Annotated in this window: 18 protein-coding genes and 1 tRNA gene; 9 read left to right on the top strand and 10 right to left on the bottom strand. The window is 48.0% G+C overall.

The annotated features are described in order from the left end of the window. Window positions 1-75: 75 nt before the first annotated feature. From L0Y31_RS08045 to L0Y31_RS08035, 3 genes are all read left to right on the top strand, one after another. Window positions 76-2,250: an ATP-binding protein gene (locus L0Y31_RS08045; protein ID WP_234736604.1), complete on the top strand. Its 2,175-nt coding sequence runs from the start codon at window positions 76-78 to the stop codon at window positions 2,248-2,250. Window positions 2,251-2,348: 98 nt separating this feature from the next. Further along, window positions 2,349-3,917: a glycoside hydrolase family 43 protein gene (locus L0Y31_RS08040; RefSeq protein ID WP_234736603.1), complete on the top strand. Its 1,569-nt coding sequence runs from the start codon at window positions 2,349-2,351 to the stop codon at window positions 3,915-3,917. 49 nt (window positions 3,918-3,966) lie between these two features. Next, window positions 3,967-5,481, top strand: coding sequence for a glycoside hydrolase family 32 protein (locus L0Y31_RS08035; RefSeq protein WP_234736602.1), 1,515 nt, complete (start codon window positions 3,967-3,969; stop codon window positions 5,479-5,481). Here the strand turns inward: L0Y31_RS08035 and L0Y31_RS08030 are convergent. Both L0Y31_RS08030 and L0Y31_RS08025 read right to left on the bottom strand, forming a co-directional pair. Further along, complete coding sequence (locus tag L0Y31_RS08030) at window positions 5,456-6,217, bottom strand: response regulator (protein WP_234736601.1); 762 nt, start codon at window positions 6,215-6,217, stop codon at window positions 5,456-5,458. The two genes, L0Y31_RS08035 and L0Y31_RS08030, sit on opposite strands and share 26 nt — an antisense overlap. Before the next feature lie 9 nt (window positions 6,218-6,226). Further along, entirely contained in the window at window positions 6,227-7,999 is a 1,773-nt protein-coding gene (locus L0Y31_RS08025; RefSeq protein ID WP_234736600.1) for a histidine kinase dimerization/phosphoacceptor domain -containing protein, read from the bottom strand. A gap of 1,289 nt (window positions 8,000-9,288) precedes the next feature. On the opposite strand from L0Y31_RS08025, the gene L0Y31_RS08020 reads away from it, so the two are divergent. Next, window positions 9,289-9,567, top strand: coding sequence for a hypothetical protein (locus L0Y31_RS08020; protein WP_234736599.1), 279 nt, complete (start codon window positions 9,289-9,291; stop codon window positions 9,565-9,567). Between the two features lie 214 nt (window positions 9,568-9,781). On the opposite strand, the gene L0Y31_RS08015 is transcribed toward L0Y31_RS08020, so the two are convergent. The 3 genes from L0Y31_RS08015 to ubiE form a co-directional block, all read right to left on the bottom strand. Next, window positions 9,782-9,856, bottom strand: a tRNA-Val gene (locus L0Y31_RS08015). Window positions 9,857-10,056: 200 nt separating this feature from the next. Next, window positions 10,057-10,803: a type IX secretion/gliding motility protein PorT/SprT gene (porT, locus tag L0Y31_RS08010; protein WP_255772983.1), complete on the bottom strand. Its 747-nt coding sequence runs from the start codon at window positions 10,801-10,803 to the stop codon at window positions 10,057-10,059. Further along, window positions 10,746-11,474 (bottom strand): bifunctional demethylmenaquinone methyltransferase/2-methoxy-6-polyprenyl-1,4-benzoquinol methylase UbiE, encoded by a 729-nt coding sequence (ubiE, locus tag L0Y31_RS08005; RefSeq protein ID WP_234736597.1) that lies wholly within the window; start codon window positions 11,472-11,474, stop codon window positions 10,746-10,748. The genes porT and ubiE overlap by 58 nt, the downstream gene beginning before the upstream one ends. Window positions 11,475-11,608: 134 nt before the next feature. Here ubiE and L0Y31_RS08000 point away from each other — a divergent pair, with 134 nt between their 5' ends. The 5 genes from L0Y31_RS08000 (at window position 11,609) to L0Y31_RS07980 (ending at window position 18,482) form a co-directional block, all read left to right on the top strand. Then, window positions 11,609-12,784, top strand: a complete 1,176-nt coding sequence (locus L0Y31_RS08000) for a dipeptidase (RefSeq protein WP_234736596.1) — start codon at window positions 11,609-11,611, stop codon at window positions 12,782-12,784. Between the two features lie 28 nt (window positions 12,785-12,812). Continuing rightward, complete coding sequence (locus L0Y31_RS07995) at window positions 12,813-14,111, top strand: Gfo/Idh/MocA family protein (protein WP_234736595.1); 1,299 nt, start codon at window positions 12,813-12,815, stop codon at window positions 14,109-14,111. 138 nt (window positions 14,112-14,249) lie between these two features. Continuing rightward, on the top strand, window positions 14,250-15,323 hold the full coding sequence (locus tag L0Y31_RS07990) for an LBF_2804 family protein (RefSeq protein WP_234736594.1): 1,074 nt from the start codon (window positions 14,250-14,252) through the stop codon (window positions 15,321-15,323). 44 nt (window positions 15,324-15,367) lie between these two features. After that, window positions 15,368-16,378 carry a nucleoside hydrolase gene (locus L0Y31_RS07985; protein WP_234736593.1) on the top strand — a complete coding sequence of 337 codons (1,011 nt, stop codon included), beginning with the start codon at window positions 15,368-15,370 and terminating at the stop codon, window positions 16,376-16,378. Window positions 16,379-16,424: 46 nt separating this feature from the next. Continuing rightward, window positions 16,425-18,482 carry a T9SS type A sorting domain-containing protein gene (locus L0Y31_RS07980; RefSeq protein WP_234736592.1) on the top strand — a complete coding sequence of 686 codons (2,058 nt, stop codon included), beginning with the start codon at window positions 16,425-16,427 and terminating at the stop codon, window positions 18,480-18,482. 3 nt (window positions 18,483-18,485) lie between these two features. Here L0Y31_RS07980 and dctA read toward each other — a convergent pair whose 3' ends face one another. The 5 genes from dctA to mutY all read right to left on the bottom strand — a co-directional run bounded on the left by dctA (window position 18,486) and on the right by mutY (window position 24,306). Then, window positions 18,486-19,739 (bottom strand): C4-dicarboxylate transporter DctA, encoded by a 1,254-nt coding sequence (dctA, locus tag L0Y31_RS07975; RefSeq protein ID WP_234736591.1) that lies wholly within the window; start codon window positions 19,737-19,739, stop codon window positions 18,486-18,488. 92 nt (window positions 19,740-19,831) lie between these two features. After that, window positions 19,832-21,181: a GntP family permease gene (locus L0Y31_RS07970; RefSeq protein ID WP_234736590.1), complete on the bottom strand. Its 1,350-nt coding sequence runs from the start codon at window positions 21,179-21,181 to the stop codon at window positions 19,832-19,834. Between the two features lie 57 nt (window positions 21,182-21,238). Continuing rightward, entirely contained in the window at window positions 21,239-22,591 is a 1,353-nt protein-coding gene (gene gldE, locus L0Y31_RS07965) for a gliding motility-associated protein GldE (protein ID WP_234736589.1), read from the bottom strand. Between the two features lie 37 nt (window positions 22,592-22,628). Next, window positions 22,629-23,147, bottom strand: coding sequence for a single-stranded DNA-binding protein (locus tag L0Y31_RS07960; protein ID WP_234736588.1), 519 nt, complete (start codon window positions 23,145-23,147; stop codon window positions 22,629-22,631). A gap of 67 nt (window positions 23,148-23,214) precedes the next feature. Continuing rightward, entirely contained in the window at window positions 23,215-24,306 is a 1,092-nt protein-coding gene (gene mutY / locus L0Y31_RS07955; protein WP_234736587.1) for an A/G-specific adenine glycosylase, read from the bottom strand. Between the last annotated feature and the right edge of the window lies 1 nt (window position 24,307).

Below are 24,307 nucleotides of genomic sequence, written 5' to 3'. Positions count from 1 at the left end.
AGTCATAAAGACAGGTAATTGGCACTTGGATGGTAGCCAAAGTTTGAGTAAATAGACCAGGAAATGGCTCACCGCATGAAATACCTGTACCTGCTTTTTTTCTCTGTTTTACTATCTGTTCCGACCTGGAGTCAGGTCAGTCCAAAAGCCGATACCGCGACGGCCATTACCTACGATCGATTGCCCGAAAATGGAATTTTGCTGAATAAGGGCTGGAAATACCACCGGGGCGACCAGCCGAACGGAGCCGCTCCCGACTTGGACGACCGAGCCTGGAAGCCTTTCAATCCTACCCTCGCCATCAACGACTTATTGCCGATTCATCCTCAGGGAATTGGCTGGCTTCGGCTTCACCTGCGCCTCAGCGACAGCGTACGCCTTCAGCCGCTTATGCTCTATATTCAGCAGTTGTGTGCTTCAGAAATTTACCTGAATGGGCGGCTGATCAAACGCTTTGGCACCGTCAGCAATCATCCCGACAGCGTTGAAGCGTACAATCCTTTTTCTGAGCCCGTCGGTCTTTACTTTGCAAATCAGCCAGACCAGTTGCTCGCGATTCGGTTTGCCGCCTGGAACAACAAAGCCAAGCTCAATCAAAGCTTTCTCAACCGCCCCCTGCTGGCCATTCGGCTGCAAGGCTTGCCCCTGCTGTTAGAAACCCATACCGCCCGTCAACGCAGTGACCTCGTTGTCACAACGGCTTTTGGTATCTGTCTGCTCTTGAGTTTCCTGCACATTATCTTTTTTGTCTATAACCGAGCGCAGCGAGCCAATCTTTACTTCGCGGGTTATACCATCTCATTGACGCTTCTTTTTTTTGTTTTCCTGAGTTATGACTACTGGAATAAAGACATCGATCTATCCATGTACGTGGCTAGTTGTATCTGGTTATTGCTGCAAATAATTTTTCTCTGGCCTCTACGGGCACTCTATTGCCTGTTTGATCGGAAGCCCAATGTTCTTTTTTATGGTCTATGGGTCTTTTTACCCGTTAATTTTTTGCTCGTGGCTTTTAGCAAACCGCCTGTCTGGGCCATGATTGTCTTATTGTTTCTCCCAATTCTGGTTGAAATCTCGGAGCAGCTCCGACTGACGATCCAGGCCGTTCGGCAGCGAAAGCGGGGCGCTGGTATCATTGCCGGTGGATTTGCGTTTGCCGCGCTGTTGCTGGTAGGCTACATCCTGCTTCAGACTCTAGGCATTTATTTCTATGATTCAACCCTTTTCTTCCTGCTGGTTTTGTTGTCGCCTGCGTTAAGCATCTCTTTGTTTCTCGCCCGGGAATTTGCCCTGGATAGTCAGCTACTTCAGGTAAAACTGCGGCAGGTTCAGCAATTATCGGCCCAAACCGTCGCGCAGGAACAGGAAAAACAGCACCTGCTGGCGGCCCAGAATGAAACACTGGAACGGCAGGTAAAAGAGCGAACCGCGCAACTTCAGCAATCGCTGGACGAACTCAAAACCACGCAGAATCAACTGATTCAGAAGGAGAAAATGGCCTCCCTGGGGGAACTGACGGCGGGGATTGCCCACGAAATTCAGAATCCGCTGAACTTTGTCAACAACTTTTCCGAAGTAAGCAGCGAACTCATCGACGAGCTGAAAGAAGGGCCTTTCCAGCATTTGCCCGAAACAGAACAAGAATACGCCAGCGAGATTATAGGCGATCTAACCCAAAACCTGCAAAAAATCAACCATCACGGAAAACGGGCGGACAATATTGTCAAGGGCATGCTGGAGCACAGTCGCTCGTCTACGGGACAGAAAGGGCCGACCAACCTCAACGCGCTGGCCGATGAGTATTTAAAACTGGCTTATCACGGTTTGCGGGCCAAAGACAAAAGCTTTAATGCCCAACTGATCACTAATTTCGACAAAAAGCTGGCTTTGGTTCAGGCCAACCCCCAGGATTTAGGACGCGTGCTGTTAAATTTGTTCAATAACGCTTTCTACGCGGTTCAGGAAAAAACCAAACAAGCGGGCCCAGGGTACCAACCAACCGTTACCGTCAGCACGTACCAGCACCAAAATCAAGTTGAAATTCGGGTAGAAGACAATGGGACGGGCATTCCAGAAGCGGCGAAGCAGAAGATTTTTCAGCCTTTTTTCACAACCAAACCGACGGGGCAAGGCACCGGACTGGGCTTATCGCTCTCCTACGACATCATCACCAAAGGCCACGGCGGCACGCTGAGCGTCGAAACGCAAGCCGAAGAAGGAACCCAAATGCAAATTTGTCTGCCCCTTTAACGGTGCTTAAATCCCGAACCAACATGTCAGGATAACGGCTAACTTTACGGCTTAACCAAGTCTGAAAGGTCCAGGCTCCTTACCCTTCCCGAAAACTCATGAAACTGAGAATTTTTCTCGCCTTTTTCGCAACAACCTGGCTGGTATTAACGGCAAAAGCCCAGCCCACTTCTCCACGCAACACCTATCAGAATCCGGTCATTGCGGGCGACTTTGCCGATCCTTCTGTCATTCGCGTTGGTGATACCTACTACGCAGCCGGCACCTCGTCGGAATGGGCACCACCTTACCCGGTTTATACCTCAAAAGATCTGGTCAACTGGGATTATATTGGTCCTATTTTCAAGACGATGCCGGAGTGGACCGTCGGCAGTTACTGGGCTCCTGAGCTTTTTTACCGCAATGGCGTATTTTATGCCTACTACACCGCCCGCCGAAAATCAGATGGCCGTTCGTACATTGGGGTTGCCACCACGCGCAACATTCGGGAAGGATTTACCGACCATGGCCTACTGATCGAATGGACCAGCGAAGCCATTGATGCCTTTGTGCTGGAAGATGAGGGCAAACTCTTCATCACCTGGAAAGCCTACGGACTCGACAAAGGGAAAGCCATTGAAATTCTGGGTGCCGAACTAAGTCCGGATGGCCTAAAAGTAACTGGCAAAGCCTTTACGCTCCTGACTGCCGACCGCAATACGTGGGAAGATGGTGGGGCGGAGGGACAAGCCATTTTTAAACGGGGGCGCTATTTTTACATGACTTATTCGGGGAATACCTGTTGCGGGCCCCGCTGCAACTACCAAGTGGGGTTTGCCCGCGCCGAGAAACTACAAGGTCCGTGGGAGAAGTTCGCCCAGAATCCGGTGCTGGTGAGTGATGAGGCCTGGAAATGTCCCGGCCACGGAACGGTGGTTACAACGCCCGATAATCGTTATTTCTATCTGCATCACGCCTACAAGGGTACTGATTTCACGTTTACGGGTCGTCAGGGCGTTTTGAGTGAACTGGTTTGGGATGAAAAGACTCAATGGCCTGCTTTCCGTCACGGGAAAACAACGCCTACCCAGGCCAAATCGCTGATTGGTACAACTCAAAAAAAAGCGCCAAATCTAACGGTCAATTTTAGCAAGAATACCCCGTCCCTTTCGTGGGTTTGGGATGTCAGCCTGCCCAAGCCGACCTTTTCCGTTCAGCAGGGTGCCCTGCGCCTGACCAATACGGCGGACAATTCAACCGGTAGTTTTCTGGGATTGGTTATCAAAAATGGCACGTACACTTTTTCGGCGGAGGTTGTTCCCCAAAACAGCCTGCAAAGTATCTGTCTTTACGGCGATGCCAAAAACGCGCTGGGTTTGGGCGTTCGTCAGGGAGCGCTGGAGTTGTGGGAAGTAAAAGAGGGCGTTCGAAAAGTGTTGAAAACGCAGCCTATTCCCGAAAATAACACGCCGGTAACGGTTTACTTGCGTAGCCGCTCCGGTCAGTTTTATGAGTTCTCCTGGAGCTCGAAAGGCACCAAGCCCGCCCTGTTGACAGAAAAACCGTTGGACGGTGCTTTCCTGCCCCGCTGGGATCGGGCACCGCGCATTGGCCTTAGTGTATCCGGCGATAAAAACACCAGCGGTTCGGTTCGGGCAATAAAAATGCAATACGACGTTCAGCCTTAACTCCTGATCAATAATTACTTACTCTTTTAATTTAACCCAGTTACCTGTTATGCAAAAATTCCTTATCGTATTGGCAGGACTGGCCCTAGCGGCTGGCCATGCATTTAGCCAGGTTAATAAACCAGAAGCCCATCGTCTCCAGTATCATTTTTCGCCCAAAGCCCACTGGATGAACGACCCTAACGGCATGGTCTATTCCAAAGGAATTTATCACCTGTTTTTTCAGTATTACCCCGACAGCACGGTCTGGGGGCCGATGCATTGGGGCCACGCTACTAGTAAGGATATGGTGCATTGGCAGGAACAGCCGATTGCGCTCTATCCCGACAGCTTGGGGTGGATCTTCTCAGGCAGTGCGGTTGTTGATGCGAATAACACCAGTGGTTTTGGGAAGAATGGCCAGGTTCCGTTGGTGGCGATCTTTACCCACCACAACGATAAATTGGAAAAGGAGAAGACCGGAAAGCATCAGTACCAGAGCCTGGCCTACAGTTTGGACGAAGGTAAAACCTGGACGAAATACGCTGGCAATCCGGTACTTCCGAACCCGGGTATTGAGGATTTTCGCGACCCTAAAGTGCGGTGGTATGAGCCCCAGAAGAAGTGGATTATGACGCTAGCGACCAAAGATCGTATCACGTTCTACTCTTCACCCAACCTGAAAGAATGGAGGAAAGAAAGCGAATTTGGCAAGAATTTGGGCGCTCACGGGGGCGTATGGGAATGTCCCGACCTGTTTCCCCTGCAACACAACGGCAAAACGGTGTGGACGTTGCTGGTTAGCATCAATCCGGGTGGCCCCAACGGCGGCTCTGCTACGCAATATTTTCTGGGTGATTTTGACGGAAAAACCTTTACGCCTTCGTCCACAAAAACGAAATGGATGGACTACGGGCCTGATAACTACGCGGGTGTCACGTTTGCCAACACGGGTAACCGCATAGTACTGATGGGCTGGATGAACAACTGGCAGTATGCTAACGTTGTGCCAACCCAGAGCTGGCGCGGAGCCACCACCGTTCCGCGTGAACTTGGGCTCAAAGAAGCGAATGGCGACTTATTTTTAACGTCCAGCCCGGTTAAGGAGCTCGATGCACTGGTGGGGAAAACCACGTCTCTTAATTCGGTGAATGTGCGCGGTTCTTACGATTTAACGGCCAAAGTGGGTGGCAAAGTCAAGCCGTTCAAGCTGTCGTTGTCGGCACTCGCCAATAATGATTTGTCCCTTGTGCTCACAAATGAAGCGGGGAATGAGCTAATTATCGGTTACGACAAGGCCACTAACACGTATTACGTTGACCGGACCAAGGCAGGCAAAACAAACTTTGAAAAGGGCTTTGGCAAACGAAATTCTGCCCCTCGGCTATCGGTCGATAAGACGATGTCGCTGACGTTGCTGATTGATGTTGCCTCGGTTGAACTGTTCGCTGACCAGGGACTAACCCTTCTGACCAGTGTGTTTTTCCCCGAACAGGACTTTACCAAACTGCTTATTAAATCGACGTCTGGGGTAACAATCAGTAAGCTGGCTTATGCGGTTATCTCCGAAAACGAACCACATTAAGACGTTCGATGAGCTTTTTATAAGCACCTTCGGGTAAATCGATTTCCTCCTCCCCTATGACAATCTGGGTTGTTTCAATTCGCTCTAAATGATTTAGATTGATGGCGACAGACCGCGATATCTTGTAAAAATGGGTTGGTAAATACTCAAGCATTTTGCCCAGACTTACTGAAACGGTTAAGGGCACGTTTTTTGTTTTGATCTTTAACCGTTCATATTCTTCTGAGGTAAGAAATAAATCGACATACGCTCTGTTGGCTCTCAAAAAAGCAATTCCATTTTGGTGGACGCGGTACTTGCTATGGCCATCTGGAATATACACATAATCGGAAATGCTGGCTAGTTCCGTGTTACTATCCAGGTAATAGTTATGCAGCGCTAGATCAACTTGCATGGCTAACTCCCTGAGGCGTATGGGCTTGTGTAGAAAAGCCGCTGGTTTCGTTTTTTTAGCTCTAGCGAAATACTCGGATTCAGGATGTCCTGTAAGGTAAATTATAGGTATGGGTTTGATGCGTAGTAATTCCTGAGCCGTTACAATCCCGTCGGGCTGGCCATCAAGTTGAATATCAATCAATGCCAAGTCCGGAGACTCTTTTTTCATAAGGCGAATAGCTGATTCATAATCCGTTGCCTTGCCGCAGACGATATAGCCTGCCTGAGTCAAATGTTCTTCAAGCGAAATGGCCGTTAGTGGTACGTCTTCCACAATGAGAATGCGTAGAGGTACTTTCATAAGGTTTAACTAGTCGATGTACTGAACAATTGAAACATTCTTCTTAGCAAACGATAATTGATACACATTACCGGGGGACTTAAAATTAGCTTGTCCTTTTAACGCTTGTGCAAACGCATCAATCAACTTGAGACCAAGACTATCCCGTTGTATCTGTGGATCAAAACCAGGCCCGTGATCATCTACCTTCAAAATAATTGTATTCCTGCTTTGTTGACAGGTTATATCCAGGGCAGGATTTAATTGAGTGGGGAATGCATACTTGCACGAATTAGTAATTAATTCATTAATAATTAATCCTAATGACAATGCCTGATCAATGTGAAGGTGAATAACATCTAAATGATAAGTGGGTTTAAGCTGAAAATAATTATAAGTTCTTAATCCTCCCTCCACTAATTCTGGAATAAATTTGGCGAGATCGATATCAAGCTGTTGCTCACTATTGTGAAGCTGTTGATGGAGCAGGGCCATGGCTTCCATGCGTAGCAGAACTTCTGTTATCGCCTTGCGGGTTCCTTCATCTTTTAAATAGCCGGCCTGCATGGTGAGCATACTAGTAATTTCTTGAAAGTGATTTTTTACCCTGTGATTTTGTTCTTTAATTAGGAGCTCATTTTGTTTACTGATAAATTTATATCTCCGAAAAAAGCGATAAAAAATGATACTTGCTATCGTTGTAAGAAGTCCAATACCTATAGCTATTCCAATCAGTTTTTTCTGATAATTCAGATCTTGCGTCTTGAGCATTAACTCTTGTTTCTGCGCTTTTAATTGAGCTTCTTTCTGCTGAGTCTGATATTCAATCTCAATTTTTGCAATTGCTCCCTCCCGCTCTGCAATGAGTGTTTGCGCAATAAGATTATGATATTTTTCGTGAGTTTTTAAGGCTTCTTTCCAACTTCCTAGTCGCTGGTGCACTATTGAATAAATCCGATACATCTCTCCCAATTGCTGGTGATCGCCGAATCTGGCTGTATCGGCAACATAGCTAGCCTGCTCTAACCAAATTTTGGCTTTACGAGGTTGTTGCAGCTTTAAATAACCTCTAGCCAGCGCCAAAGACACATTAATAATTCCGAAAGTTACTTTCTCCTTTAAAAAGATAGTATTCGCTTTTTTTAAATAGGTAATTCCGCGCTGGTAATCAGACTGTAAAAAAAAGGAGCCTTTGAGAAAACATACGTTAGCGATATCATAAGGAGCTTTCAATGATAAAGCAATATTCTCTGCCTGCTGGAGGTAATACAATGTACTATCAATTGAATACTGAGGAGCGCGGCCAGGTTCTTTTTGATCCAATAGGTACCCTTGTTGATATACACCTGCCATAGCTATATACCCTCCCATTACGTTATGCTGGGTTCCTGTTTTCTTGAAGTTATCAACTGCTTTGTGAATAGCAACCGCGCCTTCCTTAAGGTGACCTTGTTTGAGGTGGTAATCACCCAGAAATAAATACAGTTTACCAAGCCCTACGGATGGGCCTAGAGGTTCCCGGATGCGTAATGAACGAATAAACCATTTCTGAGCCGTTTTATAATCGCCAATACCAACATAGCGCTTGCCCATTCGATAACACATTTCAGCTACCTCTAGAGAGTCACCGGTAGCCATTGCTTCTTCGTATTCTTTTTGGGTTTTCAATAGTCTTTCATATAGGAAACCACCAGCCATTTTAGGCTTTTTATCTATGTTCTGAGCGTATATAAGTAAACCATTACTACATATTAAAATAAAAACAAAAAAACTTCTTTTTACCCAGTGATAAGGAACAGACATATCATTAAAATCTTAATAATACCGGATAAACATAGGCAAAATCTACGTAAAAAGTCTATTTATAACTAATGATTAGATTAAACGTATTGCGTCAGTTTCTGGCTGCCTTGTTGTGAAGGTATTTTAACGGATAAAAAGCCGGGTTTGTAAGCATTATTTTCGGGTTTGGGAAAACAGGCAGAATGTGTGTCTAAGTAAAGTATTTATTGGAGGATAATTTAGTTGTAACGAGTTGCCTGGAAGGTATACATGCACTGTTGCCTGATTATTTAATTTACTTAGTAAACCTCCGTAAATAGTATGAAAACCATTTCTACTCTTTTAAATGTTCTGACTCTTTCCCGAAGTTTTACTACAGAAAAGGCGTGCCCTCATTGCGGACGATTTCACTCTTCAGACCGCGTTCGGCGAAGTTCACTTGTTAAGAACGTCTTGTTTTTCGTGTCTACTCAAGCTTATCGTTGTTGCGCCTGTTGGCGAACTTATATTAAGATTGTCGAAGACTAATTCGAGCCAATCGTAATATGAAGAAGGCCTAGGTCTGGCTGACATTAAGAAGATTTACAGTTACCAGGCCAAAGCGGGCAGTATCGAGAAAAAGCGCGGAATTGATTCTGGCGGCTCAGCTACCTGTGCAACGGCATGAACATGGAATAAGCCCGCAACAACACCTATATATGGATGGAGAGTACTTTCCAAAGCCTATGTAGCGCTTGCTTGCTTCTCAATCCATTTATATTGACTCAGCAAAAAGAAAAGCTATCGTTGCATTAACAAAGGTTTTTCGCCTTTATAAAGGTGGGTAACGCACTCACAACATCAAAATATATGAAACAATAGTTACTCGTGACACTTAGTACTATTTTCTCAAGATGGCTCAATAGAATACAGGGTACTTATTGTCCCTGCTGCAGCCAAAAAGTTCATCAAAATAACCAGTCTGATCTTATTTTATGTATCACAGGCGTGCCGAAGCCAGGCATCTATAGAATCAAGCAGTTTCCTTACTTTTTTCAGGACAATAGTGATCAGTGGTATACGGGCCAGCCCTCGCCGACTTTTTACAATGAGAATGCCCTTAAACTAATTAGGCTTATAAAGCCAACTACTTTTAACAGGTTTTTTTGGATACCTCCAACTGAAGGGGCCAGACTCTGTCAGCCATGTGCAAAGGTGTGGGCTGAGTCCCCAGAAACCTAATGTCGCAGATTTCCAAGGCCTTAATTCCTTAAAACTGGGATACGAAGCTCGATTTCTCTGGAAAAATTATTACTCTATAAGTTACCTTTATGAAGAACAACCTCATTGTTATTCTTTTTCTGACCGCCTGGTCTTTTATAACCTATTATTTGCTTCGCTTGGATTGGTGGCCTACCTGGACACCCCAGTGGATATGCGTGATTATCTGCGTAATGGCAGGATTAAGCCTTGGAGCGACTATTGCCATTTTTGCCCTAAGTCTGACGGATCGGATCCTTAATCGATTGCCAACCCTGTTCAATGTACCACGAGCCACGTCGATGACTTCAATTAAAAACCAATTTTTAAGCTATTTCCTGCATCTCTAATACAGCTTACAGCACTGGCAATTGGGTTTTTCCTAGCGGGAGGTACTTAAACGGCGACTCAAACGCTTGTACGGCCTAACGCGAGCTATGATCAGTTCCCGGCTTGGCTATATGGTGCAATTTCAGTACTGAAGAAGCTAGAATTAGAATATTAAGACTTTTAGACTAAAAAAGGAAAGGGCTACAGTAATACTGTAGCCCTTTCCTTTTTTAGTGGGAGTTGACGGGTTCGAACCGCCGACCCTCTGCTTGTAAGGCAGATGCTCTGAACCAGCTGAGCTAAACTCCCTTTTTCTCTTTCCCTTCCGTCTTTTTGTCGTCGTTTGGGAATGCAAATATAGCAGGAGAAAAGGCCTTTTCGCAAGTGTTTGGCAAAAAAAAGTTGAAAAAATTCTAATCAAAACCCATCTACCAGCAGCAACTTATTTACTATCAATAGCTTACTTTGTAAAAGTTCAATCCAATTTTTTGAATCTAGCTTACACAACCCTACTCAAAGTTTAAGTAAAGCGAAACCGTATGGGTATTTAGCCGACGGATTCCAGAATTTTGCCCACTTACTTGCTGCGATTCGAGCACATTTACCAAGCCGTGCGAAAAGCGAAGTTCCGGCGCAAACTTGAAGTACTCGAAAAACTGCTCCAATCCTACTCCATACTCCACGGACAAATCAGTATTTTTGGTCAATAATCGGCTTGCTCCCGTCGTTTCGCCTCGCCGCACGTTTGCCTCGATGCCTAACGAAATACCCCCAATCACATACATTCGCGTGTTGTGGCGGCGCTGCGATTTATATTTGACCAATAGCGGCAAATCAACCCAGGTCGATTCCCGAAGTTCGGTACGGGCTACCTTTGTATTCGGATAACGATACTCCACCGAGCGCCCGTAAAGCGAAACCGAAGGCGTCATTCGGAAATCGAAATGCTCCGTCAGATTGACATTCGCAACAAAGCCTACCCGAAAACCAGTTTTTCTGGGCGAAAAGAGCTGATAGGACGAATCCTGGCTTACGTAGGCATCGCTATAGCGAATATTGAATTTGGTCATGGGCGCGGCAAACAAAAAGCCATAATGCATAACCTTATCGTCATAGCCCTCAAGATGGACACGCCGATAACGCATGGTTGACTGAGCCTGGCCGAGTTGACTTACTAAAATCAGCAAAAGTCCGATAATCAGGAGCCTTTTTTGCCGATGTAAATAGAACAAATTCCAAATGTTAGAGATATCCATCTTGTCTTTGTAAATCCTGCCTGCTCAAATATGCGTATAAAATCAGGGCCGTCGGGAAATGCCTGCACCGATTCTGGCAGGTACGTATAAGCCGATTGATCCTTTGAAATCAAACGGCCAATCATCGGCATTACCGTATTTGAGTAAAAAGCGTACAACTGCTTGAACGGAGAACGTCGGGGTTTGGAGAACTCCAAAACCACACAAGTCCCGCCCGGCCGCGTCACGCGGTACATATCCGTTAGTCCGCGAAGCAGATTCTCGAAGTTACGCACCCCAAACGAAACGATCACCGCATCGAATTCATTGTCTGGAAATAACAACTTTTCCGAATCGCCGGTCCGCAGTTCAATTACCGCATCGTGGCCCAGCTTTTTCATTTTTTCGCGACCAATGGCCAGCATTCCTTCCGAAATATCCACGCCAATCACTTTGTCGGGCTTAAGCGCCAGTGCTTCAATCGCAAAATCGCCAGTACCCGTCGCGATATCCAGTATTTTTTTCGGCTGCTCCGGCTTTAGCAACCGAATAGCCTTTTTACGCCAGTAAATATCGATCCCGGCGCTCAGCACGTGATTAAGCAGGTCATATTTGGGCGAAATGTTATCAAACATCTCCGCTACCTGCTCACGCTTACTCGTATCTTTTTCTTTATAAGGAACAACGGCCATAATCTTAAACGAATAAGTTACAATGAATAATGGGCAACTCGGTCATTTTAATGACAAACAGGTTTTATTATTCACTATTCAATCAACAAAAGTACGGCGGTGATTTCATAACTTGGTTGAGAATTAGAAAGTTTATGAACGCACTACTCCGTTTTTCCTTATTCTTATTTCCACTGGCATTTTCACAGGATTCGGCTCATCTGCTTCACCAACGTATTCTTACCCTTGACACCCACGCCGACGCTCCGATCAGCATGCAGAAGGATGATTTTGACATTGGCGTACGGCATGACAGGCTTAAGGATGAATCTCAGATTGACTTTCCGCGGATGAAAGAAGGCGGTATGGACGCGATGTTTTTTGCGGTTTATCTGGCGCAGGGCCCCCGAACGGCCGCAGGACACGCGAAAGCCAAAGCCGACGCCCTGGATATTTTTGACCGCATTCACAAAGCCCTGAAAAAGCACCCCGACCAAGCCGAACTGGCTACCACACCCGCCGACGCCTACCGACTGCAAAAAGCGGGTAAACGAGCCATTTTTATTGGTATGGAAAATGGCTATCCCGTTGGCGAAGATTTGTCGCTTTTGAAAAAGTATTACGATCTGGGCTGTCGGTATATTACCCTGTCTCACTTTGCCAACAACGTTATTTGCGACTCAGCAACCGACCCCGATGGCCCTCTGCATAATGGATTGAGTGCTTTTGGTAAAGACGTTGTTCGGGAAATGAACCGGCTCGGGATGCTGATCGATGTGTCGCACGTTTCTGATAAATCATTTTACGACATTCTGGCCCTGTCGAAAGCACCCGTGATCGCTTCGCACTCAAACGCCCGGGCGCTTTGCGATTTTCCCCGGAATATGACCGACGACATGATTAAAGCACTGGCCGCCAAGGGAGGTGTCATTCAGGTTAATTTTGTAAGCGATTATTTGCGAAAACCCTCCGACCAACACCGCCAGGCTTTGACTACCATCCGCATGGCAACGGTTGGCAAGGCCGTTACTCCCGCGCTGGAAGCCCGCCAAAAAGCCCAAACCGACTCGGTGGCGCAACGTTACGCCCACGAGCGAGCCACCCTCGCCGACATTGTCAACCACATCGACCACATCGTCAAATTAGTTGGAATCGACCACGTTGGCATCGGAAGTGATTTTGATGGTGGCGGCGGCGTCAATGGGCTGGAAGATGTCACCCAAATTGAAAACCTAACCCGCGAGCTTTTAAAGCGAGGCTACAACGAAAAAGACATTGCTAAAATATGGGGCGGCAACCTGCTACGGGTACTAAGCCAAGCCAAAAAGTAAGTTGTTCATTAATACCCTTTACCTTTCCATGAATCGTTCAGAATTTATTAAAACATCGGCCCTGGCAGGAGCAGCGATCGCCACACGACCCTTGATTACGTATGCCAAGCAATCGACCTACCGCACGGCTTTAATCGGGTCGGGCTGGTGGGGTACCAACATTTTGCGCTGCGCCATCCAGGCGGGCCAGTCGAAGGTAATTGCTCTGTGCGACGTTGATCAGCGGCAGCTTACTAAAGCCAGCGAAGAAATCAGCAAATTAACCAGCGACCGCCCCAAACTATACCGCGATTACCGCGAGTTGCTGGCGAAGGAGAAACCCGAGGTTGTCATCGTAGCCACTCCCGACCACTGGCACCCCCTGATTGCCATTGCGGCGATGGAACAAGGCGCGCATGTCTACGTCGAGAAGCCCATCGGCCACACGGTCAACGAAGGACGCGCGATGGTGCGGACGGCGCGGCAAACGGGAAAAGTTTGTCAGGTTGGCACCCACCGACGCGTCTCGCCGCATAATATTTCGGGAATGGATTTTCTGAAATCTGGCAAAGCGGGCAAAATCGGGATGGTGCGGGCGTTTGTATACTACGGCGGCGGCCCCGGCCAGATGGTTGCCGATGAAGAAGCGCCGAAAGAACTCGACTGGAATTTTTACTGCGGCCCCGCCCCACTGGTTCCCTACAACAAAACCATTCATCCACGCGGCTTCCGAAACTACCTGAACTTCGCTAACGGTACCCTGGGCGATTGGGGAATCCACTGGATGGACCAGATTTTATGGTGGAGTGAAGAAAAATATCCAAAAAAAATCTACTCCACCGGCGGGCGAGCCATCAAACGGGATAATGGCGATGCGCCCGACCACCAGGTAGCTACGTTTGAATTCGAGGATTTTACGGCGGTATGGGAACACCGGAATTTTGCCGGCAACACCGCCGAAAAAACCCACCCCGATCAGGCAGTTGGCGTCTATTTTTATGGGACCGAAGGCACGTTTCACATGGGTTGGCTGGATGGCTGGACCTTTTATCCGGCTAGTAAAAATAAACCCGTCATCCACCAGGACGCCAAGCTGGATAAACCAGATGATCAAAACATTGCAGCGCTCTGGACGGACTTTCTGGACGCCATCAACACCAAGCGTACGCCCATTTGCGACATTGAGATTGGCCACCGCTCAACCAACGTGAGCCTTCTCGGAATGCTTTCGTATAAGTTAGGCCGTAGCGTAGCCTGGGACGGAGAAAAAGAACAGATACTAAACGATCCAGAAGCTAATAAACTGCTCCGTCGTGACTACCGGGGCGAATGGAAATACCCGGTTTAACAGGCCTCAAAAGCCCTTTGGAAAGTCTTTATTTAGCCGATGAAAGCTGTTTATAGCTTAATGATCTAATTTGATTATCATCGATTAGCAAACAGCTTGCCCCCTTACCGAGTTGTAAGAAGGCAAGCTGTTTTGTTCATGTCTGACTCTCCTGATTCTACTGGCCGCCTCGACCGTGCGTCGTTACGATACCTCGCTCGCGTGTTTGAGACTGACCATCCATCCGACGAGCCATTTGTACTTAACCGAACAGAGCAGCGCCTGATTCGGTGGGGACGGCTCACTACTTTTCTCGTAGCGATTGGCCTAGGGGTGCTGTTGTCAACGGCTTTCTTTTTGCCCCAGCGATTCTGGCCACAATACTTTTCCTGGACTCACTTCGGCAATTGGGATTGGCCTTTTATCAGCATTCTGTACGCTCTTTTACTGATCTACATCGAAGTGTATCTGCTGCATGTTTTGCATACGCTCGCCATTAAATTCATTTCGCTGATCTGTCAGTTTCCGCGTTATCACGACGCAGAATACAACAAAAACATGGCGGCGGTGACCGAGCAGGTCGTTCAGAAAGGAACATTACGACAGGTATTTAGCGCGGCACCCATTGTTCCGCATACGGTTCCGGTTTTCTTGTGGATTTCCACAGTCAAAGCCCTGCTGACAGCTCTTGTATTTATCGTTCTATTCCGATTCGCTTTAGCGAGTACTTTGCCCGATGGCCTGCTTTGGCTGATTGGTTTGAGCTTCGCTGGCTGGAATGGCTGGGCCTCCTACCGCATCATGCATGACGCCCAAATACGTATTCTAGCCCCGTTGACTATTCGCCAGTTCGTCAACGAACTTATGGAAGAATACGGGCGCGAGAACAACTTTCGGGATTGGATACCGACCACCTTACAAGCCGCTTCCGTGGCCCAGAATCAAACGAATTACCCCAATTTAGTGCTGGTCAAAGCCCTGGGTAATCGCTTTAATATCAGACCGGAAACCATGACTCGGCCTTCTGATCGGGATTTGTGGAGTTGCCCGTCTTCATTTCGCGACGGAATTGCCCGTTTACTTCTTTTTAGCACCTTGATTGATGGTAACCTTCAGCCAACTGAAGTACCCCTGTTGCAGACGTTAAGTACCAAAAAATGGCTCAATGTTTCCTTACAGGACATTAAAACACTCCACCGCGATTATATAAAAGGGCGAGGATTGTGGGTATAATAATGGTTGGCAGGGCTTTTTAGAGAAATAGATCGTCGGTCTGCATGAAACGTTTTCTTATCCTTACTTGCCTTTTGCTCAGTGCTGGCTTTGAAAGCAAGATTCACGCCCAAAAGGCCTCTAAAAAACCCATTCCGCTTATTCTTGATACCGACATTGGGCCTGACTATGACGATGTGGGCGCTATGGCCTTGCTTCACGCCCTAGCCGACCAGGGGGAAGTTCACCCGTTGGCCGTTATTTCCTGCAACAAAAATGATCTGGTTGTCCCTACCATTGATGTTCTGAATACCTACTTTGGCCGCCCTGACCTACCCGCAGGAGCCCCCAAAGGCAAGGCCGTTACTGACGGCGCCTGGCAAAAATGGCCGGAAATGCTCGTGGCAAAATACCCGCATCGGCTTAAATCTACAGCCAACGCTCCCGACGCCGTCTATACCTATCGCCAGGTTTTGGCCCGCCAACCCGATCAAAGCGTTACCCTTGTTACCATTGGTTTTCTAACCAATCTGGCCGATTTGCTTAACTCAAAACCAGACCAGCTTTCAAAACTGTCAGGTCAGGAATTGGTAAAGCAGAAAGTAAAGCATTTGGTTGCAATGGCTGGCGAATTTCCTAAAGGCCGCGAATTTAATGTCTATAAAGACTCTTTAGCGTCCGAACAGGTTTTTAGTCGCTGGCCAACGCCCATTATTTTCAGCGGTTTTGAAATTGGGAAAGAAATTAAAACTGGCTTGCGACTGGTCGCTGACTCCTCGCTCAACGGCCCTGTGAAAGATGTTTATGCGTTGTGTCTGCCTAAAGCGCAAAGCGATTATGCGGGTCGCATGAGTTGGGATCAAACGGCGGTATTGGTCGCCGTTCGCGGCGTCGCGCCTTACTATGGACTTCGGCGTGGTCGAATCCAGCTTCAGGGCGGTAACAACACCTGGCAGGATGATCCCAAAGGCCCTCATACTTACTTAACCGAAGCCATGCCGGTAGCGCAGGTTACCGAATTAATTGAAACGCTGATGCGGCACCAGCCCGTAAATAGAAAAAACGTTAGTCGCTGATAACTACCGCTTTCGTTTGTAAATTTGTCTTTCATCCAGTAATCTAATGAACGACAATTACTGCGCTTTACGACGATTTCCCTTCCTGTTCCTGGTTTTTTGGCTATCTGGTCATCTTGCTCAGGCTCAGATAATCATCGCTTATCCATTTCTTCGGACGGTTATCCAGCGCAACCAGCAGAACGAAGCCACCGTACCCATTGCCGGGTATTTTTCTCTGCCTGTTGACCGGATAGAAGCCCGTTTTCTGCCTGTTCAGAACGGAATGGGCACGGCTACAGACTGGCAGGTAGTCCCTCATTTTCCAGAACAAGGCACTTTTCGCGGCGGATTGGTTATCAAAGGCGGTTGGTACAAGATGGAAGTACGGGGGGTGCGAGAAGGCCAGTTGGCGGCTCTTTCCACTGTGGAGCGCGTCGGTGTCGGCGAGGTTTTTCTGGTTGCCGGCCAATCCAATGCAATGGGGGTGCCTGAGCTCGGGTCCGTCGGTGCTTCCGACCGGGTGAATGCTTTCCCAGCCCTGAACAAATACCTGAATGACGAAAATGTGTTGGTTTCCTCCAGCAAACCTTTTCCAAAGCCAACTTTTGCCCAAATGAGTGCCACGGGTCTGGCTTTTCCAATGGGTGAGACGTCCTGGTATTTTGGCCAGTTAGGCGATCACCTGGCCGACCGCTTTGGCGTTCCGGTTACGTTTTTTAACGCGAGCTTTCCCGCAACCGTCGCGCAGAATTGGAGCCAGACTTCCGATAATATTCCTACAACCAATATTTTCATCAGCAAGCAATGGCCAAATTTACAGCCTTATTCTAATTTTAGAAATTCACTGCTTTACTACCACTCCCTGTTTGGGATTCGGTCTGTTCTATGGCACCAGGGCGAGTCGGATGCGGTGCCACTTCAAACTCCACAAGAGGCGTACAAGCATCATCTTCAGAATCTTATTAAAAATTCACGGCAGCATTTTGGACGTGATCTCACCTGGATGGTAGCCCGAAATTCGGTGAGTTATACCCTCTCTAATCCTAGTGCTGCTATTGTTGGAGCCCAAAATGAGATTATTAATACACCGGGAAATAACGTTTTCCCAGGACCTAATTTGGACTTCATTCAGGTTCCACGGCCAATTCATAGTCATTTCGAGAATATTCCGGGGGGCGTGCAGGGTCTGACGCAGGTAGCCCAGGCCTGGAACGAGAGCATGGACGATAATTTTTTCCGGCAATCACGCCCTTATCAGCCACAGCAAACCTTAGTTACAGGTCTGATGCCGAAGCAGATAGCTCGTGGAACTGACATTACGATTCCGCACGATTGGGTTGGTGAAAGTGGCTACCAATCTTATGTGGTTCAGTTGCTAAATAGCAAGGGGTATTATGTGGCTGAACTAGCCAATACCGACGCCCGGCACATTCGTTTTCATCTTCCCGACACGCTTGCCACCGGAACATATTCGATCCGCCTGTTTGCTTCGCTCCAACCGATTTCGACCGGCACTGTCTCGCTGCCGTTTACGGTCACCCAACGCGGAACGCCGGAGCTTTCCATTATTGACGTGCAGGCTTTGTCATCGGGAGAGCAGATTGAACTGTCGTGGCTTACGTCGGTCGAAAATGGACGCGGACAGTTTGTTGTTCAGAAAGCCTTAGCGGATGGCTCTTTTATCGATATTTCTTTGGTTACTTCCGAAAATGACGGCGCTGACTCCCACCTTTACCGCCATACCATTATTGAGCCGGATTCCGGGAGGCACAGTTACCGAATTAAACAGATCAACCCGGGGGGAGGCGAAGCGTTTAGTGGGCTGGCCGAAGCACTTTCGCTGGGCGAACGAAGCGCCATACAAGCAAATCCCAAGCCTATTCTGTACCCAAATCCCGGCAATGGTCAGGAGATTAATCTACTTTTACGGGGCATCACGGGCACCATCACTCTTCGAATTAGCGATTTTTCAGGTCGTCATATCCTAACGCAAACGCACGAAGTGCCGCAAGATAACCGGCTGAAAGTGACACCATCGGCTCCCCTGCCGCCAGGCGGTTACCTGGTTGAAATCCATACGGGCGCTGGCCGCTTCGTCGTTCGAATGGTTGTTAGTTCCTGAAAGTTATTTGCTCAGATAATCGATGTTGTCTTTTTGGATGTTTTCGGTTTCGTCTACATTCCCAAACGCCTTTTCCATTTTCTGACGGTCAAATTCACGTTCGTTATTGGCCAACCAGATGGTGGCGACCCCATTGCCAATAAAGTTGGTGATAGAACGCGCCTCCGACATGAAGCGATCTACACCCAGCAACAAAGCCAACCCTTCTATCGGAATGACCTGCACGGCCTGTAACGTACTCGCTAACACGATAAAACCGCTCCCGGTTACACCCGCGGCTCCTTTTGAGGTGACCATGAGCACTCCGATAATGGTTAGCATCTGGCTCCAATCCAGGTGCACATTAAAAACCTGCGCCAGAAAGATAGTGGCCATAGACAAATAGATGGTTGTCCCGTCCAGATTGAACGAATACCCCGCCGGAACGACCAACCCAACAACCGGTTTCGAGCAGCCCATACGCTCAAGTTTTTCCATGAGAGAAGGCAAACCAGCTTCTGAGGAAGATGTACCCAGCACAATTAGAAGTTCTTCCCGGATGTATTTTAGGTAGCCTAACAAGCTTACTTTATACGAACGCAGGATCAGATAAAGCACTACAAAAATGAACAGAGCCATTGTTGTGTAAACGGTCCCCATGAGCTTCGCCAGAGGCCAAAGGGTTTTTAAACCGTATTTCCCAATGGTATAGGCCATGCCACCAAACGCCCCAATGGGTGCAAAAAGCATGACCAAATGCAAGGCTTTGAATACCCATTTCGACGCAATTGACAACCAATTGATTACTTTATCTTTACCCGAATACCGCCCCAGTAACATCCCAAAAACGATGGCAAACAAGAGAACCTGAATGGTTAAGTTGCTGGCGAAGAAGTCCCACCAGCTAAACTCGGTTGCCCCTTTTGTATATTTCGATACGTCTCCGCCACTTGCTACGTTGGTGACTACGCCATCGCCAGGCCGGATGATATTCGCCACGGCAACGCCAATTAGTAAAGCTATTGTTGTCACTACTTCAAAATAAAGCAGTGCTTTCCCACCAACCCGACCTACTTTCTTGAGGTCATTCATCCCAACAATTCCCAGCGTAATGGTCAAGAAAATGATGGGCTCAATAAATCGCTTTACTACCCAGATGAACCCTTTCCCAAGTACTTCCATTTTTACGGCCGTTTCGGGAGCAAAATGGCCCAGCAAGGCACCAGCAGTAATCGCAGTTAATACCCAAAAAGTAAGGTTGGAAAAGATTTTTTTCATGCTAAAAAGCGAAGCAAGCGGGTTGAATAAAAGCGAAATTGATTCAGAACAATTTTGTAGAAACGCTGAATTTAATGAATACGGTGGAATTTCTATGTAAAAACATGCAGCAGGCAAATGAAAAAGAAGGTTGTTAAGCCCATTAGTAACGTTAAAACCGTATACGAGCGAAACATGACCGGCGCTTCGATGCGACCAAACCGAGAAACAACCCAAAAATAAGCGTCATTGGCATGAGAAACCGTCATCGACCCCGCTCCCATTGCAGCTAGAGCTAACAACTGTTCCCACTCCGTGGCAAAGCCTAATTTGGGCAACAGGGGCTGTAAGATGGAAGCTGCCGACATGACCGCCACTGTCGAGGAGCCTTGCGCCGTCTTGAATAGGGCCGCCAGCAGAAAAGGAACAAGAAGTCCCAACGAAGCATTTTGAGCCACTGTTTCTAACTCGCGTTCTAAACCTAATTGCCGGATGATTTCGCCAAAGGCTCCCCCTGCGCCAACAATGACCAGCACCGGCCCCGCTTTAACGATGGCTTCTTCAGTCAGTTCGTTGACCAACGGCTTACTCAACTTTTGAAATAAACCCAATGCAATGCAAATTCCAACACAAAGCGCAACCAGCGGATCGCCTATAAAACCTAAAACTGCCAGGACGGCCTCAGGATAAAAAGCCGGTGATAGTGAGACGATTGACTTTAGTGCAATGAGTCCTATGGGAACCAAAATAGCAGCTAAGGCGCCCTTGGCGGATGGTAGTGAGTGGTCTGCCTCTAAAACAGGTTGTTCGGCTAAAGCGTCCAAATGCACCGAAGGACCGAAGCGCTGTCCAGCATATTTTGCCCAGATATAGGCAATCACGGTGCCGGGAACAGACAGTGCCGTTCCGAGCAGAATCATGCGGCCCGTATCAACGTTCAAAATACCCACTGCCGCTGTAATTCCCGGATGTGGCGGCACCAGGCAATGCACTGAATACAAGCCTCCAGCCAGACAAAGAACCAGCCGTAAATGTATATTCCCTGAAGAAGAACCTTGGTGGATCAGTTGATACGCCAGCGTCAGCACTAGGCCACTTAGCACTATAAAACCTGAATCGCAAAAGATGGGTAGGCCGACCAAAAAGGCCATCAGGATAACAGCCAGTGGTGCCCGCTTTCTGCCAGTTCGGTGGAGAATGGCATTGGCCAGGCTCAACGTAGCTTTGCTACGATCTAGCAAGCTACCTAATAGGGTTCCTAAAACAACCAGCAGGCCAATTTTTTCCAGCGTGTGCCCGAAGCCTTCGCGTATAGACTTCAAAAGGACGTCGCCGGACAGCCCAGCCGACAAACCAACCAGCAGCGACAGCACAAACAGCACAATAAATGTATGCAGCTTATAGCGGGAGCTAAGCAGAATAATGGCAATAATGCTGACGGCCAGCAGAAAGGCAGGGCTCATGGAGCGATGGGGTTTAGGGCTAATCCGAATGGCCAAACCGCATCAATAAAGCCGATCTCATGCCTCGGAATTTACTTCGACTTCTTCAGATACATCCTGCCGCGTTATCTGAACATGGTTAATCCGCTTGTCGTCTGCGGATAAAATTTTAAAAACAAATGGCTGGTAACTAATCTCTTCGTCATTCTCCGGCACCCGGGTAAATAGTTCGAGAAGCAGTCCGGCCAGGGATTCACTTTCGCCTTTAGCAGCGTCAAAAAAGGAAGCATCTACTTGCAGAACACGGCAGAGATCTACCAGCAACGTTTTTCCTTCTATGACAATGGTTTTTTCATCAATGCGCTGGAATGGAACCGCCTCATCATCGTCAAATTCGTCGTTGATATCGCCAAAGATTTCTTCAATGATATCTTCCATAGTAACCAGACCACGCGTTCCGCCGTATTCATCCACAACAATGGCTAAATGCACCCGCCGCTTCTGAAAATCCTGCAAAAGATCATCAATCTTTTTGGTCTCCGGAATAAAAAACACGGGCCGGAGCAGAACTTGCCAATGGAACGAATCATCCTTGTCGATGTGCGGCAAAAGATCTTTTATGTAAAGAATTCCATCAATTTGATCTACTGATTCTTTGTAAACCGGTATCCGAGAATACCCCGACTGATTGATTTGTTCCAGCAATTCGTCGAAGGTAAGGTCATCGCAAACGGCTGAAATGTCTCCCCTTGAACGCATCACCTGCCGAGCCGTCAGGTTTCCAAAATTAACAATCCCTTTGATTAGCTCCCGCTCTTCGTGCGTCGATTCGCTGCTAGTCAGTTCAACTGCCTGGCTGAGTTCTTCGAGCGATACTTTGTAGCCCCGGCGTTGAATGCGCTTATCAACAACGTTACTCAAACTCACGAGCATTGCCGAAAAGGGTCGGAACAAAACCAAGGCAACGGCAACAAGTGGGGCGGTCCATTTGGCTACGGCGAGGTTATTCTGGCTGGCGTATACTTTGGGGATAATCTCGCCAAACAAGACAATAATGAGGGTAACGGCAGTAGTAACACCGGCCAGCATTAGTCCCGAAATAGTTTTAAATTGATAGAGCTCCCAAACGAGATAAGTGACGATAACAACAATTGCCAGATTGAGCAAATTATTGAAAATCAACAGGGAGGCTAACAAACGACGGGGTCGATCAAGAAGTTGAATGATCCGGCTTTCCGGCTTGCCTTCGCTAACCCGGCACAGGGCCCGGTCGTCGGGTGAAAGGGTGAAGAATGCGGCTTCGGCAGCAGAAATAACGGCCGCCAGAATTAATAAAACGAGCAGCACTGCGGCATAAGGGCCGTAAAAACCAAAATAGGTGCTCCAGACATCAGCCAGGAGCACCTTATGTAAAAGCGGGTCACTATCCATGTAATTGCGTGTTGGTAAACACTACACCGGGGAGGGTTTAGAACGGTAGATCGTCGTCCCCACCGGCATTGTCAAACGACGGAACCGGGTCTGGTTCGCGGCGTACTGGCTGTTGAGCCGGACGTTGAGCTTCTGGCTGCGGAGCTGGTTGCGCGGCCGCAGCCGGGCGAGCCACTGCTTGTGCCTGTGGCGCTTCCGAAGCCTCACCACCGCCTTCACCCGGACGACCTCCCAGCAACGTCATACCCGTTGCGCGAATCCGAACTCCTGTCCGCTGAACGCCTTCTTTATCCTGCCAGGTTTCTGAACGAAGACGACCTTCCACATACACCTGACTGCCTTTTTTCAAATATTGTTCGGCAATCTTTGCCAGATTCTCCCATAACTCAATACGATGCCATTCGGTTTGTTCAACCAGTTCACCACTGCGATTACGGTACGATTCATTCGTTGCAATATTGAACCGGGCTACTACAGAGCCGCCGTCTAGATACCGTACTTCTGGGTCTCCGCCTAAGTTGCCGACGAGGATCACTTTGTTCACACTTCCTGCCATTGCTGACTACTGTTAAATGGTGAATTGTTAAGGTACTTAAGTAAGTAAAATTAAGCAAAAAACGCGACTATTTCAAATAGTCAGCAATTAATATTGGCTTCGGTAACTGCTCAATTTCAGCGAGTTCGTAGAATTTTAACCCTCCTATTAACGACATCTTACTATCCGGTCGAAGTGTCACCCGCCAGAACTTTGCCCGGATGCGCTGATGCGATAAAAGTTGGGTACGCTCTTCTGCAACGCCACTGAAGAAGCCGTGTCTCAGCACTTCCTTTGACGTCTCGTCATCCGCTAAGTAACGGAAAGCATCGACAGGCTCATCCGTTTCAATCAGCGCAAAATCATACAGATTTTGCCAGACATCTTTTTCAAGGCGTTGCTTCATCGCGATCCGCAACTTGCCCGCCGCATCAATCTGCTGAATAACGATGTAATTGAAATAGCGTTCCCGAACGGGCTGTTTCTTGCTTTTTACGGGCAACAAATGCTGGCGGCCAGTCAAAAAGGCCCGACAATTTTGCTGAAATGGACAGAACAAACAATTCGGCGCGACAGGCGTGCACTGGATGGCACCAAACTCCATCATGGCCTGGTTATGCGTTGCCGGATCTGCCGCCTGTTGAATCAGACGATTGGCCAGTGCCGAGAAGGTTTTTTTAGCATTGGTCGTCGTAATGTCTTCTTCAATACCAAAAATTCGGGCTAATACCCGGTAAACATTGCCATCAACAACGGCCACTCGCTCCCCAAAAGCAAAGGAAGCAATCGCCGCAGCGGTATACGTCCCGATTCCACGTAACGCCAACAAATCGTGGTAGTTATCGGGAAACGCTCCTCCTCGCGTAGCCACAATCTGCCGGGCCGTCTGGTGCAGATTCCGGGCGCGGGAATAGTAGCCGAGGCCTTGCCAGAGCCGCAGCAGTTCCTGCTCTTCGGCGGCGGCCATATCCTGCACGGTCGGGTAGGCTTTAACGAACCGTTCGTAGTAAGGCAAGCCCTGTGCTACGCGGGTTTGTTGCAGAATAATTTCGGATAACCAGATGGAATAAGGATCGCGCGTATGGCGCCAGGGAAGGTCTCGTTTATGGTGTTCATACCAGCCCGCTAAAAGGTCGGCGAAAGTCGTTGCAGCTGCGTCAAGGTCTGATTGCCAGTCCAAA

Source organism: Tellurirhabdus bombi (assembly GCF_021484805.1).
GTDB classification, from domain to species: domain Bacteria; phylum Bacteroidota; class Bacteroidia; order Cytophagales; family Spirosomataceae; genus Tellurirhabdus; species Tellurirhabdus bombi.
This window is presented reverse-complemented; position numbering and strand designations above follow the sequence as displayed.

Bases quoted from the DNA above. Each gene is read 5' to 3' on its own strand.
- L0Y31_RS07970 (WP_234736590.1), bottom strand. From the start codon at position 21,181: ATGAGCCCTGCCTTTCTGCTGGCCGTCAGCATTATTGCCATTATTCTG.
- ubiE (WP_234736597.1), bottom strand. From the start codon at position 11,474: ATGGCCGTTGTTCCTTATAAAGAAAAAGATACGAGTAAGCGTGAGCAG.
- L0Y31_RS08020 (WP_234736599.1), top strand. From the start codon at position 9,289: ATGAAGAACAACCTCATTGTTATTCTTTTTCTGACCGCCTGGTCTTTT.
- L0Y31_RS07980 (WP_234736592.1), top strand. From the start codon at position 16,425: ATGAACGACAATTACTGCGCTTTACGACGATTTCCCTTCCTGTTCCTG.
- gldE (WP_234736589.1), bottom strand. From the start codon at position 22,591: ATGGATAGTGACCCGCTTTTACATAAGGTGCTCCTGGCTGATGTCTGG.
- porT (WP_255772983.1), bottom strand. From the start codon at position 10,803: ATGGATATCTCTAACATTTGGAATTTGTTCTATTTACATCGGCAAAAA.
- dctA (WP_234736591.1), bottom strand. From the start codon at position 19,739: ATGAAAAAAATCTTTTCCAACCTTACTTTTTGGGTATTAACTGCGATT.
- L0Y31_RS07995 (WP_234736595.1), top strand. From the start codon at position 12,813: ATGAATCGTTCAGAATTTATTAAAACATCGGCCCTGGCAGGAGCAGCG.
- L0Y31_RS07960 (WP_234736588.1), bottom strand. From the start codon at position 23,147: ATGGCAGGAAGTGTGAACAAAGTGATCCTCGTCGGCAACTTAGGCGGA.
- L0Y31_RS07990 (WP_234736594.1), top strand. From the start codon at position 14,250: ATGTCTGACTCTCCTGATTCTACTGGCCGCCTCGACCGTGCGTCGTTA.
- L0Y31_RS08000 (WP_234736596.1), top strand. From the start codon at position 11,609: ATGAACGCACTACTCCGTTTTTCCTTATTCTTATTTCCACTGGCATTT.
- L0Y31_RS08045 (WP_234736604.1), top strand. From the start codon at position 76: ATGAAATACCTGTACCTGCTTTTTTTCTCTGTTTTACTATCTGTTCCG.
- L0Y31_RS08025 (WP_234736600.1), bottom strand. From the start codon at position 7,999: ATGTCTGTTCCTTATCACTGGGTAAAAAGAAGTTTTTTTGTTTTTATT.
- L0Y31_RS08035 (WP_234736602.1), top strand. From the start codon at position 3,967: ATGCAAAAATTCCTTATCGTATTGGCAGGACTGGCCCTAGCGGCTGGC.
- L0Y31_RS08030 (WP_234736601.1), bottom strand. From the start codon at position 6,217: ATGAAAGTACCTCTACGCATTCTCATTGTGGAAGACGTACCACTAACG.
- L0Y31_RS08040 (WP_234736603.1), top strand. From the start codon at position 2,349: ATGAAACTGAGAATTTTTCTCGCCTTTTTCGCAACAACCTGGCTGGTA.
- L0Y31_RS07985 (WP_234736593.1), top strand. From the start codon at position 15,368: ATGAAACGTTTTCTTATCCTTACTTGCCTTTTGCTCAGTGCTGGCTTT.